This is a genomic window from Pseudodesulfovibrio sp., from assembly GCF_028692895.1.
Taxonomy (GTDB): Bacteria; Desulfobacterota; Desulfovibrionia; order Desulfovibrionales; family Desulfovibrionaceae; genus Pseudodesulfovibrio.
In genome coordinates, this window is record NZ_JAQUWN010000069.1 from 1 (window position 1) to 17561 (window position 17561).

The following is a 17561-nucleotide window of genomic DNA, read 5'->3' on the forward strand; positions in this document are numbered from 1 at the left end:
TCGAGGCGATCCGCCCCCAGTGTCTTTCAGACGAAAGGGCACCGTTGATTTTTTCCATCCATCGAATTTCCTACAGGACAAAGGACGGCATGAAAAGGTGCAAAGGCAAGTGATATGGCTAAAAAAAGGTGTGATGAAAAAGAGGATTGATTTCGGATGGCTGTAATCGCAGCCTTCAGGCATGGGCGAAAGACCCGCCCGATGGTTGGAAGGAAATGGTGGAGGCGGGGGGAGTCGAACCCCCGTCCGAGAACGATCCGCGAAAGCTTCTACAGGCTTAGGTCCGGAATAAAGGTTCGCAATGGCGGATTGCTCCGGGCCAAACGGCCGCCATGCTAGTCCTTCTGAATTTCTTACAGCGCATGCGAAGAACGGACGTGCGCTGCCAGCCCTATGTTTTGACGATCCTGTCCGCTTATAAGGCGTCGGCGGGAGAATCGTGACGGGCTATGCCGTCAAGGTGCAACTCTGCACTAGGCAGCCATTGCGTATTCGTAATTGTCGTTGGCAATTATCTTTCGGTCGATTTTTAACGAGGCCATCGACCAACCTCGGCCTGCGACTTCGGCTTCAACTATCCCCGTCGAAACCAGTGCGCCCCCATTTCAAAGAACCGTGCCTCTAATATATGTACGCGGGGCCGGTTGGCAACTCTTTTTGTCGTGTCTTTTCCTGTTGCCGAGAGACTCTGAGCGGATTCATTTTTATGCTATAATTCAATTGGTTGAGAAACAGTTAAAGCAAAGGATCAAGATCCCTGGCGGACAAGAATGTGTCGAAGTCTGATCTGGAACCCGAGCTGGAACGGGATGCGGCGCAGGGGGCGCCCGTTGACACGCGCCAGGAGCGGTGCGTCTGGTCGATGGCTTCGGTCTGCTCGGCTTCGGTGCACCGTTCGTCTAACCGGCCCCGGATTCGAGGGCCGGGTACATTGAAGGGGATGTCTGTTTTCGCGGTATGTTAACGGTGCATGGGGTTGCTGCTCATCGCTGCGGCTTTGGCTGTGGCCATTCTCTCTGCGTTGCGATAGCGAGTGTTCGGGCCTTTGCCCAGTTTGTCCGGCATTCCTTGCGTTTTTTTGCGTGCGGGGACGGGGGCGGCCCTGGGAAAATACCGATGCGGGCCCCGTGGGGAAAAAAGAAACCCGCAGCATCCTGAGGATGTTGCGGGTTTCGTTTTGGTCTTGGTAGCGAGGAGAGGACTTGAACCTCCGACTCTGCGGATATGAGCCGCATGCTCTGACCAACTGAGCTACCTCGCCACTTCATCGCCGAAGCGGAAACAGTACATAGACTGTCTTTCCGGCCTTGGCAAGCGGAAAAAGCCGAACAAGCCGATTTTTGTAATCATCTACAAAAACAAGAGAATGATCGGGGCCAGGGCCAGCCGGTAAACCGCGAAGGGGCGCAGGGTCAACCGTCCGAGCAGGATGATGAATCCTTTGACAGCCATCCAGGCGGAAATGAACGAGACCCCGAAGCCGAGGGCGAGGAAGAGCAAGTCGTTGCTCTCGAACAATTGGTAACTCTTGAGGAAATCGTATCCGGTTGCCGCGAACATGATGGGCACGGCCGCGATGAACGAATACTCGGCCGCCACGGTGCGCTTCACGCCCAGGATCATGCCGCCCATGATGGTGGCCGCCGACCGGGAGAAGCCGGGCCACAGGGCCAGGCACTGGAACAGCCCCACGCCCAGGGCCTGGGCCGGGGTGATCTCGTCCAGGGAAACGGTCTTGTTGCGCTTGGGCATGCCCTCCACCACGAAGATCATGACCGCGCCCACGGCCAGGGCCCAGGCCACAGTGGTCGGGCCGAACAGGTATTCCTTGATGTAATGGTGGATCGTCAGCCCGAGCAGGGAGGCGGGCAGGGAGGTCAGGAAGAGCAGCCACAGGCCGTAGACGCCCGAAAATCGCTGGCCGGGGGCCGGGAGGATCAGGCCCAGGAAGCGCCGCCAGTACAGGGCGACCACGGCCAGGATGGCGCCGAGCTGGATGACGATCTCGAAGGTGTCGGCCTTGGGCCCGGTGAAACCGAGCAGGTGGCCGGTAATGATGAGATGCCCGGTGCTCGAAACCGGGAGAAATTCGGTGAGACCCTCGACGATGCCGAGGATGATCGCCACGTACCAGGATGCCATGCTTCCCTCGCTGTTGTTGTGCCGGGCAGGATTTCCCAAGGGCCTAGCCCAAGTAGCCGCTCCTTGCAACCCCTTGGAAGGTGGTGTATTTCGGTTGTGTTCCACAACGATCAGGGAGGGATGCATGGCGACCATAATGCCGCAGAGCGAATTGACCCGAAAGGCGGTGGCCTGGATATGCGAAAGGCGCGAGGAAGGGGACCGGCGGCCGCTGAGCGCGCTGCTGGAGGAAGCGGGCGCGCGTTTCAATCTCGGGCCCAAGGATGTGGAGTTCCTGCTGCGGTTCTACAAGGACAAACAGGAATAGTCCGCCTGTCGTGAAGATTCTTCATCGTCAGATATTCAAGGAGCTGCTGAAGCTCTTCGGGCTGGTTGTCGCCTGCCTGCTCGGGCTCATCCTCATCGGCCGGATGCTGCAACTGCGCAGCCTTTTCCTTTCCCAGAACATCGGTTTCTTCAATATTCTCCAACTATTCTTTTTCCTGACGCCGTTCTTTCTGCTGCTCATCACGCCCATCGCCACCATGCTAAGCGTGTTCCTGACCTTCCTGCGCATGAGCACCGACAACGAGCTGACCGCCCTCAAGGCCAACGGGGTCAGCCTCTACCGCATGCTTCCGGCACCGGCCACCTTCTGCGCCCTGTGCATGCTGTTCACGTTCTTTGTTTCCTTCTACGGGCTGGCCTGGGGCATGGACATGTTCAAGACCCGGCTCTACCAGTTCGCCCGGACCCATTCCAAGTTCGCCCTCCAGCCCGGCGTGTTCAACAAGGAGTTTCCCGGCATCACCTTCTATGCCCACCAGGTGGACAACGACAAGGGGCTGCTCAAGTTCGCCTTTGTCCGCGACGAGTCCATCAAGGGCACGTCCGTGGTCGTTGTCGCCCCGGAGGCGCACATCGTCTCCAAGCCCGAGACCTCGGAGGTGCGCATCACCTTTGACCGGGGCAAGATATTTCGCCAGAGCGGCGACGAACTGAACGTGCTCAGCTTCGGTTCATACACGGTCCGCCTGGATCTGGGCAAGCTGCTGGGAAGCTTCAATCTTTCCGAGGACAAGGCCAAGGACATGACCTTCGCGCGCTTGAGCGCCATCCGCCACGACCCGTCTCTGTCCCCGGAGCAGTCGGACCGTTTCCTGCGCAAGGTGGACACCGAGTACTTCAAGCGGCTGACCCTGCCGCTGGGCTGCGTCATCCTCGGCATGTTCGCCATCCCCATCGCCTACGTCTTCCGCGGCCTGAAGCAGCAGTATGGCCTGTTGCTCTCCATGGGGCTGTTTCTGGTCTACTACAGCATGTTCTCCATCGGCGTGAGCATGGGGGAGAACGGCACCATCGCGCCGCAATACGGCCTGTGGGCGCCCAACCTGCTCTATGTGTTCGTGGCCGTGTTCGGCATCAAGTACGCCAACGAGGAGCGGACCCTGCCGATCATCGACTGGATCGTGCACCTCAAGAGCCGCCTGGAGGCCGAGGCATGATCCGCATCCCCGGACTCGGCGTGCTCAGCCGGTACCTCATCCGGCAGAACCTCTTCCTGATGGCGGTGTGCCTGGCGGCGGGCACCAGCCTCTACCTGCTCTCCGACGTCTTCGACCGGCTGGACGATTTCATCCGGGCCGGGCTGGGCGCGCAGACGATCCTGTTTTATTTCTTCGTCAAGATTCCGCTCATCGTCTCGCAGCTCCTGCCCGCCATCTTCCTGCTGGCCATGGTGGTCCAGCTCGGCATCCTGACCCGGAGCAAGGAGATGCTGGCCCTGCGGGCCGGAGGCGTGTCCTTTGCCTGGTTCATCCGCTTCTTCCTGATCTACGCCCTGGTCTGGAGTTGCGGGCAGCTAGTTTTCTCCCAGTTCCTGGGCGTGTTCGGCGAATACGAGGCCAACCGCATCTGGAAGGAGGATGTCCGCAAGAAGCAACTGGACGAGCAGACCATCAAGAACCTGTGGTTTCGCGACGGGCCGTTCATCGTCCGGGCCGCGGAGGCCTTTCCGGCCCAAAGCCGGGCCACGGGCGTGACGGTCTACGAGTTCGCCACGGACAGCCAGGAGCTCATTCGTATCCTGACGGCCAAAAAGGCGCTCATCGACGACAACGGTTGGGGGCTGCTCGAAGTCCACGAGTTGGACACGCGCACCTTCATTTCAAGGGACCGGACGTCCCAGTTCCTTTCCGTGCGCCAGAACCTCAAGGCCTACGCCGCCGTGGAGCTCCAGGGCGACAAGGCCGACCTGCCGCTCACCGAGCTCTCCAGGGTCATCGACAAGCTGGAGGAGTCCGGGTCCAACGTGGAAATCCTGCGGACGGTCTGGCACAGCAAGCTGTCCTACGCCTTCTCCATCGCGGTCATGGCCCTGCTGGCCCTGTGCCTGGTCACCTTTTCGGAGAACGTCTACGCCAACATCGGCCTGTCGCTGGTGCTGATCTTTGTCCAGTACGGCATGCACGTGGTGGGCGCCACGGCCGGGGAGAAGGGCGTCCTGCCGCCGGTGATGGCGGCCTGGCTGGGCAACTGCGTCATGGGCGGGGCGGGAGCGCTCCGGCTGGCCTGGGTGGCCATGCCGGGGTTCCAGGCCACCATCCGGGACTGGATCGGCGGATTGCGGTCGGTGCGGCCCTAGGCCGTCATTCCCCGGTCGCGTATTCCGTCAGGATTTCCCAGAGCTTGGCCTCGCCCATGCCCGTCTTGGCGGAAAAGCAGATGGGCGAGCGGTCCAGTTGCAGGATGTCCTTCCACTGCTGCTGCACCTGAGCGCGGTCGCGCTGCTTGGTCTTGTCCGACTTGGTCAGCACAGGGATGACGGGAATGCCGAGCCGCCGGAGGTAGGCGGTGAGCTCCAGGTCCAGCTTCTGGGGCGTCAGGCGGGAGTCCAGGAGCACGGCCACGCCCCGGAGCAGGGCGTTGTCCTTGATGTAGACCTCGATGAGCTTGGCCCACTTGTCCCGCTCGGCCTTGGAGCATTTGGCGTAGCCGTAGCCGGGCAGGTCCACCAGGAAATAGCCGTCGGGCTGGACGCGGTAGTAGTTGAGGCTGCGCGTCTTGCCGGGCTTGGAGCTGGTCTTGGCCAGCTCGCGGCGGCCCGCCAACCGGTTGATCAGGGAGGACTTTCCGACGTTGGAGCGCCCGGCCAGGGCGATCTGCGGCACGTCGGTCGGTTCAAGCTGCTTGATTTCGTATATTGTTTTGATTAACTCAATGGATCGGTTCATCGGGAACGTCCCCGCTGGGGTTTGGCGTGATCGGGAATCGACAATCTCGCCTGATTGCACCCGTTCCGTCAAGGGCGGGTCGCAAATCAGCCAAGATCAAGGGAGCCACCATGGGAAAATGCAACATCCTGATCCTCAACGGCCCGAACCTGGGGCACATCGGCAAGCGCCAGCCCGAGATTTACGGTTCGCTGACCATGGACGACCTGCCGGGCATGCTCGCCCGGATCATGGGTGGCGCGGCCGACGACGTGGCCCTGGCCCATTTCCAGTCCAACTCCGAGGGCGGGCTCATCGACCGGCTGGAGCGGGCGCGGGAGGAGGGAGTGGACGGCGTGGTATTCAACGCCGGGGCCTACACCCACACCAGCTTGGCCCTGGCCGACTGCCTGGCCTGGATCGGCGTTCCCTGCGTGGAAGTGCACATCAGCAACATCTGGGCCCGGACCGACCAGCCACTGCGCCAGAAATCCCTCATGGGCGAGCGGTGCATCGGCGTGATTGCCGGATTTGGCGTTATGAGCTATGCCCTTGCTGTCCAGGCGTTGCATGCGCGTTTGCGTGGATAACAGTCACCTATAACAATTTTTTTGGAGAAGGTATGATCTCGACCAAGGATTTCAGGACCGGCCTGAAGATCGAAATCGACGGAAAACCGTTTGAAATCATAGAGTTCCAGCATTTCAAGCCCGGCAAGGGCGGAGCCATGGTCCGCACCAAGCTGAGGCAGATGAAGACCGGCCAGGTCCTCGACAAGACCTTCCGGTCCGGCGAAAAGGTCGAAAAGCCGGACATGGCCGTCACCGAGATGCAGTTCATATACAAGGAAGGGACGGATTTCGTCTTCATGGACCTGGAGACCTACGAGCAGATGCATGTGGCCGGGGAGAACGTCGGCCCGGCCGGCGGCTTCATCAAGGAGGGCGACACCGCCAAGGTGCTGCTTTACAACGGCGAGCTGATCGGCGTGGACCTGCCCGCCAACGTCATCCTGAAGGTGGCCCAGACCGACCCCGGCGTCCAGGGCGACCGCGTCAGCAACGCCACCAAGCCCGCCACCATGGAGACCGGCCTGCAGGTCAACGTGCCCCTGTTCATCAACGAGGGTGACGTCATCAAGGTCGACACCCGGAGCGGCGAATATCTCGGCCGCGAATAGACGACTTGCAACTTGCCAGCAAAATTGCGTAAAAAGGTCGTGGGCGGCTGGCTGCCCACGACCTTTTTTTCTTGAGGAAGCATCATGGCCCGACAGCAGGCGACGACGAGAACGCCCGTCAGGAAAGGACGGGGGAAGGAGTTCGCGGGACTCTTCTACCTCTTTTTCGGGGTTTTTCTCTTCCTGAGCCTCTTTTCCTTCCACCCCAACGACCCGAGCTTCAACCAGTCGGTCAGCGGCTGGAAGGTGCACAACATGGTCGGCCTGGCGGGCGCGTATTTCGCCGGGCTGCTGGTGGAGTGCTTCGGCCTCGGGGCCATGGTCTGGCCGTTTTACTTCCTCTATCTCGGCCTGTCCCGCTTCTTCACCCGAATCAAGCTCTCCAAGGGGCGCTGGGCCGGGCTCATCGGCCTGTACCTCGCCTTCGAGGCCTGGAGCCAGCATCCCTGGTTCTTCTCCGTTCCGCCGGACAGCTACGGCCTCCTCGGCGGCGGCTACCTTGGGCGGGACATCATCTCCCGCTACACCTTGCCGTACCTGCGCCCGGCCGGATCGTTCCTGCTCTGGGCCTTCGTGACCATCATCTCCTTCCAGCTCGTGGCCGGGTTCAGTTGGCGCTCTCTGTGGGAGCGCATCCTGGTCCGGCTGGCGGTCCTGCGCGAGTCCGTGGCCGAGGCGCGCGCCCTGCGCCTGGCGCGCCGGGAAGAGCGGCGGGCCCAGCGGGCCCTGGAGCAGGGCGAGGAGCCGGAGGAAGAGGGGCCGCTGGACATCCAGTTCATCGACCTGGAGGACGACGCCGAACCTGTGCGTCCCAAGCCCCGGCCCATCAAGCCGAAACCCGCCAAGCCCAAGGCCCCGGCCCCGGCCCCGGCTTCGGCCCCCGCGCCCCAGCCATCGGGTGACGGCAGGGAGCTGCCGGGCACGGACCTGCTCACGCCTCCGCCACCGCAGCTTTCCTCGCAGACCGCCGCCGTGCTCCAGCCCCTGGCAGACCGCCTCAAGGAATGCCTGAACGATTTCAACGTTCAGGGAGAGATTCAGCGCGTGGTGCCCGGCCCTGTGGTCACCATGTTCGAGTTCAAGCCCGCGCCGGGCATCAAGGTCAGCCGCATCGAGAACCTGACCGACGACATCGCCCTGGCGCTCAGGGCCGAGTCCGTGCGCATCGAGGCCCCCATTCCGGGCAAGGACAGCGTGGGCATCGAGATTCCCAACATCGAACGGGAGACGGTTTTCCTGCGCGAGGTGCTGGAATCCAAGGAATTCACGAGCAGCTCCTCGCCGCTGACCTTGGCCCTGGGCAAGGACATCCAGGGCGCGTGCCGGGTGGCCAACCTGGCCAAGATGCCACACCTGCTCGTGGCCGGAGCCACCGGCGCGGGCAAGTCCGTCGGCATCAACGGCTTTTTGCTCAGCCTGCTCTACAAGGCCGGGCCGGACAAGGTAAAGCTCCTGCTGGTGGACCCCAAGCGCATCGAGCTCGCCCCCTACGCCTCGCTGCCGCACCTGGTCCACCCCGTGGTCACCGAGATGAGCCTGGCCAAGAACGCCCTGGACTGGGCGGTCTTCGAGATGGACTGCCGCTACCAGAAGATGGCCAAGCTCGGCGTGCGCAACATCGAGGGATACAACGAGAAGCTGGAAAAGCTGGGCGACGACCTCCCCGAGGAGTTCGAGTACATGAAGCCCATGCCGTACCTGGTCATCATCATCGACGAGCTGGCCGACCTGATGATGACCGGGGCCAAGGAAGTGGAGCAGTGCATCGTCCGCCTGGCCCAGCTCGCCCGCGCGGCGGGCATCCACATGATCCTGGCCACCCAGCGGCCCAGCGTGGACGTGGTCACCGGCCTCATCAAGGCCAACTTCCCGACCCGCATCTCCTTTTTCGTCACCTCCAAGTTCGACTCGCGCACCATCCTCGACTCCGTGGGCGCGGAGCGGCTGCTCGGCAAGGGCGACATGCTCTTCAAGCCCAGCGGCGGCAAGCTCAAGCGCATGCACGGCGCGTACGTGGACGAGACCGAGATCGCGCGGGTGGTGGAGTTCTGGAAGGAGCACCAGCCCCAGGAGTTCGAGCTCGACTTCACGGACTGGAAGAAGGACGTGGCCGGGGCCGACGACGGTTCAGGCATGTTGCCGCCCTCGGACGACTCGGTCTATGACGAAGCGGTACAGTTCGTGCTCAGCCAAGGCAAGGCGTCCATCTCGCTTCTGCAGCGCCGGTTCCGCATCGGCTTCAACCGCGCGGCCCGCTATATCGAGCAGATGGAATCGGACGGCCTGCTCGGCCCCCAGGACGGCAGCAAACCAAGACAAGTCATCAAGCCGGAATAATTGGAGAACGTATGTTTCGTCGCATCGGATTCTGGACCCTGCTCACGGCCCTTTGCCTCGTCGCCGCCACCGCTTTCGCCCAGGACGTGCGGAGTCCAGCGCCCGAGGACCTGCCCGACCTCATCCAGCGGCGGTACGAAACTTTGCGCACCTTTCGTGCGGATTTCGTGCAGGAATTGACCAACGTGTCCAGCGGCGACGTGGAGGTGCGCAAGGGCCGAATCTGGTTCAAGCAGCCCTCCCAGGTGCGCTGGGAGACCACGGACCCGGAAAAGGAGCTCCTGGTCCTGGGGCCGGATCATGCGTGGGACTACATCGAGGACGAGAAGCTGGCCATCAAGTACAGCGTGGCCGGGCTGCTCGATTCCAAGACCATCATCCGCTTCATCTCCGGCCGGGCGAATCTCAAGGAAGATTTCATCGTCAAGACGGAGTGGCAGGGGGCCGACGAGGTCCGGGCCAAGTGGGGCAAGGGGTGCGTGGTCATCCAGTTGGTGCCCAAGGAGGCCGAGCCCGGCATGGTCCTGGCCTACATCGGAGTGGACCCGAAGACCGGTCTGCTGCGCCAGGTGATGATCGTGGATTTCTACGGCAACGGCAACGAGGTGCGCCTCTCCAACGTCGAGCTGGACCCGGACCTGCCGCAATCCATGTTCGAGTTCACCCCGCCCGCCGACACCCACGTCGAGGACAATACCCAGGGATTCTAGTCGAGGCCGACCGCGCCCCGCAGGGCCGACAGCTCGTCGGGCGTCAGTTCGCGCCACTGACCGTTCTTCAGCCCGCCCAGCTTGAGCGGGCCCTGGCGCACGCGGAACAGCCTGAGGATGGTCAGGCCCAGTTCCTGGCACATGCGGCGGATCTGGCGGTTCACCCCCTGAATCAGCGTGATTTCCAGCACCTGCGCTCCGGCCACGGGCTTTTGGGCGACGATTTTGGCCGAGGCGAGCCGGGTGCCGTCCGCAAGGGTCATGCCCGTGCGCATTGTCTCGATGGCCTGGCGGGGCACGCCGCCGCGGATGGTCACCTCATAGACCTTGGGCAGGTGCCATTTGGGATGGGTCAGACGGTGGCAGAGGTCTCCGTCGGTGGTCAGCAGGAGCAGCCCCTCGGAATAGAAGTCCAGCCGCCCCACGGGGAACGGGCGCATTTCCCGGATGTCTTTCGGCAGCAGGTCGAGAACGGTCCGGCGGCCCTGCGGGTCTTTGGCCGTGGTCACGGTCTCTATGGGCTTGTGCAGCATCAGGGTGACCGCGCCGGACGCGCCGGGCAGGGCCACTGGCTTGCCGTCCACGGCGACCTTGTCGCGCCCTGGGTCCACCTTTGCGCCGGGGGAGTCGGCCGTGACGCCGTTTATGGCCACCCGGCCCGCAAAGACCATCTCATCGGCCCCCCGGCGGGAGGCTATCCCGCTCTGGGCCAGGAATTTATTCAGCCGGATCAGTTCGCTATCGCTCAAGGAGGGGCCTCTCTAGGGGAGGGGAGCCCTCCCGACGGTTAAACTCGGACGACCTTGCTCGCCAATTGGAAGCTGGTCACGATATCGAGCATGTTGGTCACTTCGCCCACGCCGTTTTGCCCTGAAAGGCCGAAAAACTCAAGACAGGTCCCGCAGACCAGGATGGACACGCCCGCCTTCTCCAGCTCGCGCAGGGGTTCCAGGCAGGGCTGTCCCTCCACGCTCAGCTTGACGCCGCCGTTGAGCATGACGATGCGCCAGAGGTCTTCGCCCATTTCCTTCAATGTAATCAGAAAGTTGAGCATGAGCTTGCCACCCAGCACGTCGTCGCCCGCGCCCACCACGTTGGCGCCCAGGAAGACCAGGATCTTCTGGCGGCCCGCGTCTGTCAGCTCCGTCCCGGTCATGATCTTGCAGCCGCAGTCCGCCGCCCCTTCGCCCTCGCGCACGCCGGTGATGACGTACTCCGGACCGTCGCCCTCCACGGTGCAGGCGTAGCCCTGCATGGTCAGGAAGCGCGACACGTTTTCCTTGGCCGCGCCGTTGTCCACCAGGACCACGAGCCGGGCCGGGGCGTCCTTTTCGATGGCGTTCTTGCACTGCAGCACGGGCTGGGGGCAGGGCAGGCCCTGGCATTCGAGACGGATTTCGGACATGGACGTTCTCCTTGAAATGATGCGTATTGATACTGGATGCGTATCCGTCGGGAACCATACGGCATAGACCGGGTCGCCTGCAAGCCATAGCTTTTCTCGATCAACGCCGTGCGCGCGGGGGCTTGCCCTGGCGGGAAAGTGCCGCTATGAAAAGATGATCGTATGAAAATATCCTTTGATCCCGTCAAACTGGTCCCGCTCGTGGCCGCGCTCTTCAAGGGCTGGGCCCGCTCCCTGCGCTACGAGCTGCACGACGAGGCCGGCGTTCTCGAAGCCGTCCGCTCCGGCCGGGAGCCGCTGGTGCTGGCGCTGTGGCATGGCGAGCTGTTCCCGGCCACGGCCTTCGGCCACACCATCACCGCCCGGCTGGTGACCTTTGTCAGCCAGAGCAAGGACGGCGAGTTCATAGCCAGAGTCATCGAGCGCCTCGGGCACGTCACGGTGCGGGGATCGAGCACGCGCGGCGGGGTCAAGGCGCTGCTTCAGGCCAAGCGGGTCATGGAAAAGGAGAACCGGCGGGCCGTGTTCACCATCGACGGCCCCAAGGGCCCGCGCCACCGGGCCAAGGACGGCGTGATCTTCCTGGCCCAGCGGGCCGGGGCGCGAATAGTTCCCCTGCGCGCCTTTCCGCAGCGGTGCAAAGTGTTCGAGAAGTCCTGGGACCGCTTCGTCCTGCCCTGGCCCTTCACTCGCTGCCAAATCTACCTCGGCGAGCCCATGTCCGTGACCGGGGACAAGCTCGACGCGGAGGTCATGGCTGCTGAGCGCGCCCGGCTGGAGGAGCGAATGCTCGCCCTTGGACCGAAGGGCTGATGGCCAGAATTCGAAATTTTCCCTTTTAACATTGAATGGTTAAAAAAAAGAGGGACGCCAACCGGGGCGTCCCTCTTCATTTCGTTTTTTCGTCCGGGCTAGCCGAGCTTCATTCGGACTAGTCGAGCTTCATCCGGGCGGTGCCTTCCTTGTAGAAGGGCAGGGCCACCTTCTTGGCCTCCAGGTCGGCGCGGGCCGTGCGGATGAGGAAGGTGTCGCCTTCCGCGTCCGCCGCGTCCACGTAGGCCAGGGCGATGCAATGGCCCAGGCTGGGGGCGAAGGAGCCGCTGGTGACCATGCCGGTCTCCTTGCCCGAGGGGAGCAGGACCTTGTCGTAGTGGCGGGCGGTGCGCCGTCCGTCGATGGTCAGGGCCACCAGGGACTTGCGGACCGTGCCCAGGCCGGACTTGCCGATGTAGCCGGACTCCTTTTTCAGAAAGAAGCCCGCACCGGCCTCCACCGGGGTGTGCTCGGTGTCCAGGTCCTGGCCGTAGAGGGGGTAGCCGATCTCCAGGCGCAGGGTGTCGCGCGCGCCGAGCCCCACCGGGACCACGCGCTCGTCGGCCGCCAGCTTTTCCCAGACCTCCAGGGCCTTGTCGGCCGGGAGGTAGAGCTCGTAGCCGAGCTCGCCGGTGTAGCCGGTGCGGCTGACGATCATGGGATAGCCGAGGGCGTCTGTGGACTCGAAATTGAAATATTTGACGTGGTTCCAGCTCCCGCCCAGCAGGGACTCGATCACGGCCAGGCTCTCGGGGCCCTGGACGTCGATCTTGCCGGTCTCGTCGCTGACGTCGGTGAAGGCCAGGGAATCCGGCAGGTTGGCTTTGATGTGGGCGAAGTCGCCTGCGCGGCACGCGCCGTTGACCACGAGCATGTACTCGTCCTCGGCCAGGCAGTAGACGATGAGGTCGTCGTTGATGCCGCCGGCCGCGTTGAGCAGGAAGCCGTAGCGGCACTTGCCGGGTCCCAGGGTGTTCAGGTCGTGGCTGACGACCTTGTTCAGCGCGTCCTTGGCGCCGGCCCCGGAGAGGGTGAACTCACCCATGTGGCAGATGTCGAAGATGCCGCACTTGGTCCGGGTGTGCTTGTGTTCCGCGATGATGCCCTGGTACTGCACCGGCATGTCGAATCCGGCGAAGGGGGCCATCTTGGCGCCGTGTTCCCGGTGCCAACCGGTGAGCGGGGTTATGGCGAGCGATTCCAAAGTCTCCTCCTTGTGGAGTGTTGTCAGTTTGCGCCCGGCGCGGAGCTGCCGGACATGCGGGACTTCCGGATGGAGCGGAATTCCTCAAGCAGGGTAACCAGCCGGTGGTAGAGCTTGCGAATCTCCAGTCCGTAGGGCGACAGGGTGTCCTTGTTTACGTCCACGTACTTGCGACGCAGGTACGGGTCCGAGGACACATCGTTGCCGATGATCAGGACTTTCACGACCAGCTTGTCGAAATAGTTGACGATCTCGAACTTGAGCTCGCCCAGGATCTCGGTCATGAGCTCCAACATGCGCAGGTAGGAGATGGGCTCACCCTTGTACTTGCGGTAGCGCAGGTCCTCCAGGATGCGGACCTTGCGCGCCTGCTGGATCTGGCCGTAGCGAGACCAGACCTCCTTGTGCAGTTCATAGTGCTCGTTGAACACCTCGTAGTTGTCCGGGGAGAGCAGGTAGCCGTCCAGGACGCGAACCACCTGGGAGTAGTATTCGTCGGAGTAGTCCACGATGCGGTGCATGTGCTTGGAAAGCCACATGTAGAGCGCCTTGAGGCGGTTCTCGTGGGTGGCTGTGTCCGTGATGATCTCGGTGCGCTTGTAGTTGACCGGAATACGGTATTCGCCGCGCACGATGTCGTTGAGGCGCAGGATCATGTTGTGGACGTTCTGGATGATGTTCAGGTTGTCCAGGACGCGGCCGGTGAGCGGGTGGATGACCTCCTGTCGGAGCACGGACAGGGCGCGGTCCTCCCGGACGTTCTTGGGGCTGTACTCGTGCTGCTGGTAGGTGACGCGCAGGATGACCACCAGCTTGTCCAGGTCCACGAAGAATCCGTGATCCTTGAGAAATTCAATGGTGTCCAACTGGTTTTCGTTGACCTGGACCAGGGCCATCTTCTCCACCCTCGGATACTTCTTGAGCCGCCTCGGGGCGTCCTCGGGCGGGGACATCAGGGTGGTGATGGTCCGGTCGCTCTGGCCCAGCACGCGGACGATGAACCGCTCGCCCCGGCGCAGCAGGCGGATGGCGAACATGGCCGAGGAGGTCCGCCGCTCCGAGACGATGGGGAAGCCGTACAGCTCCATCATGAACTGGTAGACGAACAGCCGGTTGCACTCGTACATCAGGTTGTTGCCCGGCCGGAACTTGCCGATCTTGAGCCCGAATTGCTTGAGTTCGCTGTCCAGGTTGGAGGGCAGTGAGGCGTAGATGCCCTGGAGGGCGAAAGCGCCCGCGCCGTCGTGGGCCAGGATGTGGGCGCGCTCCAGCTCGAGCAGGTAGGGGAGCAGTTCAGCGTAGTTTTCCATCGCGGAGATGTTCTTCGCGTCGAAATCCTTGAGAAAATCGGTGTGGCGCCGCTTGGGCAGGCGGCTCTGGAAGGTGCGGACGTTGGTGGCCGTCGCGTTTTCCTCGATGGCGCAACTCAGGTCCTCGTTCAGGGTTTCCCACTCGCCGGGGGCGTTCAGGGCGTCGTACTGGAATACTTCCTGGAACGAGTTGAGCGGCCGCTCGAAGGCGACCATGCTGAAGCCGGGGAGGTTCTTGTACTCGTAAAGGTCGACCTCGAAGGAGGGCAGCAGCTCGCGCGCGCCGACCAGAGGATAGTCCTCGACCTCGAAATAGGGCTTGAGCAGGCAATACTTGATGTGGACGAGATCAAGATACCGTTTGAGATCCTCCAGAGTCCTCATCTCCGGCTTCATGCAGGTTTCCCTGGATATTTCACCCTGTTCGGGCAGGTCGCAAAAGGCTTTTTCCCACATCGTCCCAGTCCGTGATCATGTGATGATTGCGCCTTAGGGCGGCGCTGATTCCCTATCTGGCTCATATTATCCACATCTGGGCAAGATATCAATGATATTGCCGTGATGATTTGCCCGGCGTCCTTCCGTCCCCCCCCCGTTCCGGCGTCCCTGGCGAAGCCGTTATGCCCGCATTGAAATAATGGGCTCGAATAATTGACATAATGGTGAACTTTGTCTACTGTCCCATCTGTCTTCACTCTCCATCAACGATTTTATATGCGGCTACGAGGTGGACCGTCATGAAAAAGAAGGACCAGTGCCCCAGGGCCAAGATCAACGAGCAGTACTGTACCTGCACGTACAATTGCGACAAGCACGGTATCTGCTGTGAATGCCTTCATTATCATCGGCAGCGGGGCGAGTTGCCCGCCTGTTTTTTCACGGCCGAGGAGGAGAAGACCTTCAATCGGTCCATCGAGTTTTTCATCCAGCGCCGTTCCTAGCGGCCGGATGGGGAAAGTACGTAACAGGGGCGGGAGAATCCGCCCCTTTTTTTGGAGTTTGCCATGCATGACGAGACGTTGACCGGACTTCTTCCCGGCCTGGAGGCCGCGGTGCGCAAGGCGGGGGACCTGGTTGTCGAGCATTCCGCCCGGCGCAGGAACATCACGCACAAGGGGCGCATCGACCTGGTCACGGAAACCGACGTGGCCGTGGAGGAGCTCCTGAAGGAGCAGTTGCACCGGCTGCTGCCCGAGGCCGACTTCCTGGCCGAGGAATCGGCCAGCGGCACCGAGCCCGGGGAGCTGACCTGGATCATCGACCCGCTGGACGGGACCACGAATTTCGCCCACGGCCTGCCTTTTGTTGCCAATTCCGTTGGGTTGTGGCATCGGGACCGGGTCGTGCTCGGCGCGGTCAACCTGCCGCTGCTGGGCGAGCTGTTCTGCGCAGCCCGGGGGCAGGGGACCCGCCTCAACGGCAGACCGGTGACCGTCTCGGCGGTTGAGAATCTGGATGACGCCCTGCTGGCCACGGGTTTCCCCTACGCCATCGAGGAGCACCTGGATACGATTCTTCGCCATTTCAAGACGCTGCTGCCCCTGGCGCAGGGCATTCGCCGTCCCGGCGCGGCGGCCCTGGACCTGGCCTACGTGGCCTGCGGGCGGTATGACGGATTCTACGAAAGCGCGCTCCATCCCTGGGACACGGCGGCCGGCATCCTTCTGATAACGGAAGCCGGGGGAAGGGTGAGCGAATACGAGGCGGAAAAACCGTACGGCTTCGGGTCGGGGACCATCCTGGCCACCAACGGCCGGTTGCATGAGCGGCTGAGCGGGCTGCTCGGCCAAGCCTAGTTCTCGACCAGCAGCCCGGCTTCCCACAGGGTGACCAGGTTGGGGGTGAGCAGCTCCTTGAACTCCTTGATCAGGCAGGTCAGCTCCTCGCGGGTGAAGTAATACCCCTCGCTGACCTCGTCCGCATTGGGAACGATGGGCTGGGTGTTCCGGCTGACCACGAAGATGGAGACCTGCTCGAAGCCCGTCTCCGGGCAGGCGGGCAGCGTCCGGGTTAGCTGCGGGTGGTCCGCGTCGAGCTGAAGCTCCTCGCGCAGGGCGCGCAGGGCCGCGTCGAAGGTGGCCTCGCCCACGCCCAGGTGGGTCCGGGCCGAGACGTCCCACCGGCCGGGGAAGAACTGCTTCTGGGGGTGCCGCCGTTGCAGGTAGATTTTTTTTTCCGGATTGAAGACAAGGACTTGTACCGACCTGTGGCGCAACAGTTGGCGGTGGATCAGGTCCTTGGGCAGCACGGCCAGGGGGCGGTTTCGGTCATCCACCACTTCCAGCCGTCGCCGGTCCGTCGGCGGCGTGTTTGTTTTTTTGTTGAATATCATGTCGGCTCGTTGCGGAACGTTGTTATGAGTCGTTCATACCTATATACGCAAACCCCGGACAACGCCAGTGTTCCGGGGCGGATCGGGAGGCGGGGATGATGGAGCGCGAGGTGGTCCGGTTGGACGAGTCGAGCATCGACGACGTCATCGAGCTGGAGAAGACGTGCTTCGCCTACCACTGGACCCGCGAGCAATTCCAGCTAGGGCTCAAGGACGGCGCTTACGTGGTGCTCGGCGTCCGGGACGGCGACGCGCTGGCGGGCTACATCGCCTTTTCCGTCATCGCGGACGAGATGGAGATCCTGAACCTTGCGGTGGCCCCCGTCAACAGGCGGCAGGGGATCGGCACGGCTTTGTTGAAATGCGCCTTTGATATATGTAAGATGAGGGGAGTGGTCAGAAGTTTTCTCGACGTCAAGGAGTCCAACGACCCTGCGTTGCATTTATATAAGAAATTCGGCTACTTCCAAATAGGAAAAAGAAAAAGGTATTATCCGGACACCAAAGAGGACGCGCTGCTTTTCAGGCATGATTTCGCCTGAGGCGGTGCTGGGGGAGCTACTTATTATGAAGTGTATCGACGAAATCGACATTGAGGGAAAGAAGTTGCTGCTTCGTGTGGACTTCAACGTTCCCATCGAAGACGGCATCATCACCGACGACAACCGGATCAAGGCGGCCCTGCCGACCATCCGTTACGCCCTGGATCACGGGGTCGCGCTCATCCTTTGTGCTCACTTGGGCAAGCCCAAGGGCAAGGTCGTGCCGGAGCTTTCCCTGGCCCCGGTGGCCCGGCGCACGGCCGAACTGATCGGAATGGACGTGCCTCTGGCCCCGGACTGCGTGGGCGAGGAGACGTTGCGCATGGCGGCGGCCCTTCGGCCTGGCCAGGTTCTCATGCTGGAAAATTTGCGCTTTTATCCCGAGGAGATAGGCA

Annotated in this window: 19 protein-coding genes, 1 tRNA gene and 1 other RNA gene; 12 read left to right on the forward strand and 9 right to left on the reverse strand. The window is 62.4% G+C overall.

The window, feature by feature from the left end:
- Positions 1-216: 216 nt before the first annotated feature.
- The 3 genes from ssrA to PHP91_RS14190 all read right to left on the reverse strand — a co-directional run bounded on the left by ssrA (position 217) and on the right by PHP91_RS14190 (position 2142).
- Positions 217-602: a transfer-messenger RNA gene (gene ssrA / locus PHP91_RS14180) on the reverse strand.
- A 582-nt stretch (positions 603-1184) separates the two neighbouring features.
- Positions 1185-1261, reverse strand: a tRNA-Met gene (locus PHP91_RS14185).
- A gap of 89 nt (positions 1262-1350) precedes the next feature.
- Positions 1351-2142 (reverse strand): undecaprenyl-diphosphate phosphatase, encoded by a 792-nt coding sequence (locus tag PHP91_RS14190; RefSeq protein ID WP_300142017.1) that lies wholly within the window; start codon positions 2140-2142, stop codon positions 1351-1353.
- 124 nt (positions 2143-2266) lie between these two features.
- On the opposite strand from PHP91_RS14190, the gene PHP91_RS14195 reads away from it, so the two are divergent.
- The 3 genes from PHP91_RS14195 to PHP91_RS14205 are packed head-to-tail and all read left to right on the forward strand — an operon-like array spanning position 2267 to position 4765.
- Positions 2267-2449, forward strand: coding sequence for a hypothetical protein (locus PHP91_RS14195; protein WP_300142019.1), 183 nt, complete (start codon positions 2267-2269; stop codon positions 2447-2449).
- A gap of 10 nt (positions 2450-2459) precedes the next feature.
- Complete coding sequence (gene lptF / locus PHP91_RS14200; RefSeq protein WP_300142022.1) at positions 2460-3626, forward strand: LPS export ABC transporter permease LptF; 1167 nt, start codon at positions 2460-2462, stop codon at positions 3624-3626.
- Positions 3623-4765 (forward strand): LptF/LptG family permease, encoded by a 1143-nt coding sequence (locus PHP91_RS14205; RefSeq protein WP_300142025.1) that lies wholly within the window; start codon positions 3623-3625, stop codon positions 4763-4765. Before lptF ends, PHP91_RS14205 begins: the two co-directional genes overlap by 4 nt.
- A 4-nt stretch (positions 4766-4769) precedes the next feature.
- On the opposite strand, the gene yihA is transcribed toward PHP91_RS14205, so the two are convergent.
- Positions 4770-5354, reverse strand: a complete 585-nt coding sequence (gene yihA, locus PHP91_RS14210; RefSeq protein ID WP_300142028.1) for a ribosome biogenesis GTP-binding protein YihA/YsxC — start codon at positions 5352-5354, stop codon at positions 4770-4772.
- 110 nt (positions 5355-5464) lie between these two features.
- Between yihA and PHP91_RS14215 the strand changes: the two genes are divergently transcribed.
- From PHP91_RS14215 to PHP91_RS14230, 4 genes are all read left to right on the forward strand, one after another.
- Positions 5465-5923, forward strand: a complete 459-nt coding sequence (locus tag PHP91_RS14215) for a type II 3-dehydroquinate dehydratase (RefSeq protein ID WP_300142031.1) — start codon at positions 5465-5467, stop codon at positions 5921-5923.
- Between the two features lie 32 nt (positions 5924-5955).
- Entirely contained in the window at positions 5956-6513 is a 558-nt protein-coding gene (gene efp / locus PHP91_RS14220; RefSeq protein ID WP_300142034.1) for an elongation factor P, read from the forward strand.
- 84 nt (positions 6514-6597) lie between these two features.
- Positions 6598-8850 carry a DNA translocase FtsK gene (locus PHP91_RS14225; RefSeq protein ID WP_300142037.1) on the forward strand — a complete coding sequence of 751 codons (2253 nt, stop codon included), beginning with the start codon at positions 6598-6600 and terminating at the stop codon, positions 8848-8850.
- Positions 8851-8861: 11 nt separating this feature from the next.
- Positions 8862-9560: an outer membrane lipoprotein carrier protein LolA gene (locus PHP91_RS14230; protein ID WP_300142040.1), complete on the forward strand. Its 699-nt coding sequence runs from the start codon at positions 8862-8864 to the stop codon at positions 9558-9560.
- Here PHP91_RS14230 and PHP91_RS14235 read toward each other — a convergent pair.
- Positions 9557-10309 (reverse strand): pseudouridine synthase, encoded by a 753-nt coding sequence (locus tag PHP91_RS14235; protein ID WP_300142042.1) that lies wholly within the window; start codon positions 10307-10309, stop codon positions 9557-9559. The two genes, PHP91_RS14230 and PHP91_RS14235, sit on opposite strands and share 4 nt — an antisense overlap.
- A gap of 38 nt (positions 10310-10347) precedes the next feature.
- Complete coding sequence (yedF, locus tag PHP91_RS14240) at positions 10348-10965, reverse strand: sulfurtransferase-like selenium metabolism protein YedF (protein ID WP_300142044.1); 618 nt, start codon at positions 10963-10965, stop codon at positions 10348-10350.
- Between the two features lie 162 nt (positions 10966-11127).
- Between yedF and PHP91_RS14245 the strand changes: the two genes are divergently transcribed.
- Positions 11128-11778 (forward strand): lysophospholipid acyltransferase family protein, encoded by a 651-nt coding sequence (locus PHP91_RS14245; protein WP_300142046.1) that lies wholly within the window; start codon positions 11128-11130, stop codon positions 11776-11778.
- Positions 11779-11896: 118 nt separating this feature from the next.
- On the opposite strand, the gene gcvT is transcribed toward PHP91_RS14245, so the two are convergent.
- Together gcvT and PHP91_RS14255 are read right to left on the reverse strand one after the other, a co-directional pair.
- Positions 11897-12982, reverse strand: coding sequence for a glycine cleavage system aminomethyltransferase GcvT (gcvT, locus tag PHP91_RS14250; RefSeq protein WP_300142048.1), 1086 nt, complete (start codon positions 12980-12982; stop codon positions 11897-11899).
- Positions 12983-13005: 23 nt separating this feature from the next.
- Positions 13006-14688, reverse strand: a complete 1683-nt coding sequence (locus PHP91_RS14255; RefSeq protein WP_300142050.1) for a hypothetical protein — start codon at positions 14686-14688, stop codon at positions 13006-13008.
- A gap of 341 nt (positions 14689-15029) precedes the next feature.
- Here PHP91_RS14255 and PHP91_RS14260 point away from each other — a divergent pair, with 341 nt between their 5' ends.
- On the forward strand, positions 15030-15233 hold the full coding sequence (locus PHP91_RS14260; protein WP_300142052.1) for a DUF6485 family protein: 204 nt from the start codon (positions 15030-15032) through the stop codon (positions 15231-15233).
- A 63-nt stretch (positions 15234-15296) separates the two neighbouring features.
- Positions 15297-16088 (forward strand): inositol monophosphatase family protein, encoded by a 792-nt coding sequence (locus PHP91_RS14265; protein ID WP_300142054.1) that lies wholly within the window; start codon positions 15297-15299, stop codon positions 16086-16088.
- Here PHP91_RS14265 and PHP91_RS14270 read toward each other — a convergent pair.
- Positions 16085-16567, reverse strand: coding sequence for an NUDIX domain-containing protein (locus PHP91_RS14270; protein ID WP_300142056.1), 483 nt, complete (start codon positions 16565-16567; stop codon positions 16085-16087). The two genes, PHP91_RS14265 and PHP91_RS14270, sit on opposite strands and share 4 nt — an antisense overlap.
- Positions 16568-16719: 152 nt before the next feature.
- Between PHP91_RS14270 and rimI the strand changes: the two genes are divergently transcribed.
- Positions 16720-17166: a ribosomal protein S18-alanine N-acetyltransferase gene (rimI, locus tag PHP91_RS14275; RefSeq protein ID WP_300142059.1), complete on the forward strand. Its 447-nt coding sequence runs from the start codon at positions 16720-16722 to the stop codon at positions 17164-17166.
- A 25-nt stretch (positions 17167-17191) separates the two neighbouring features.
- Positions 17192-17561: phosphoglycerate kinase (pgk, locus tag PHP91_RS14280; protein WP_300142061.1), on the forward strand; the 370-nt coding region annotated here is incomplete at its 3' end.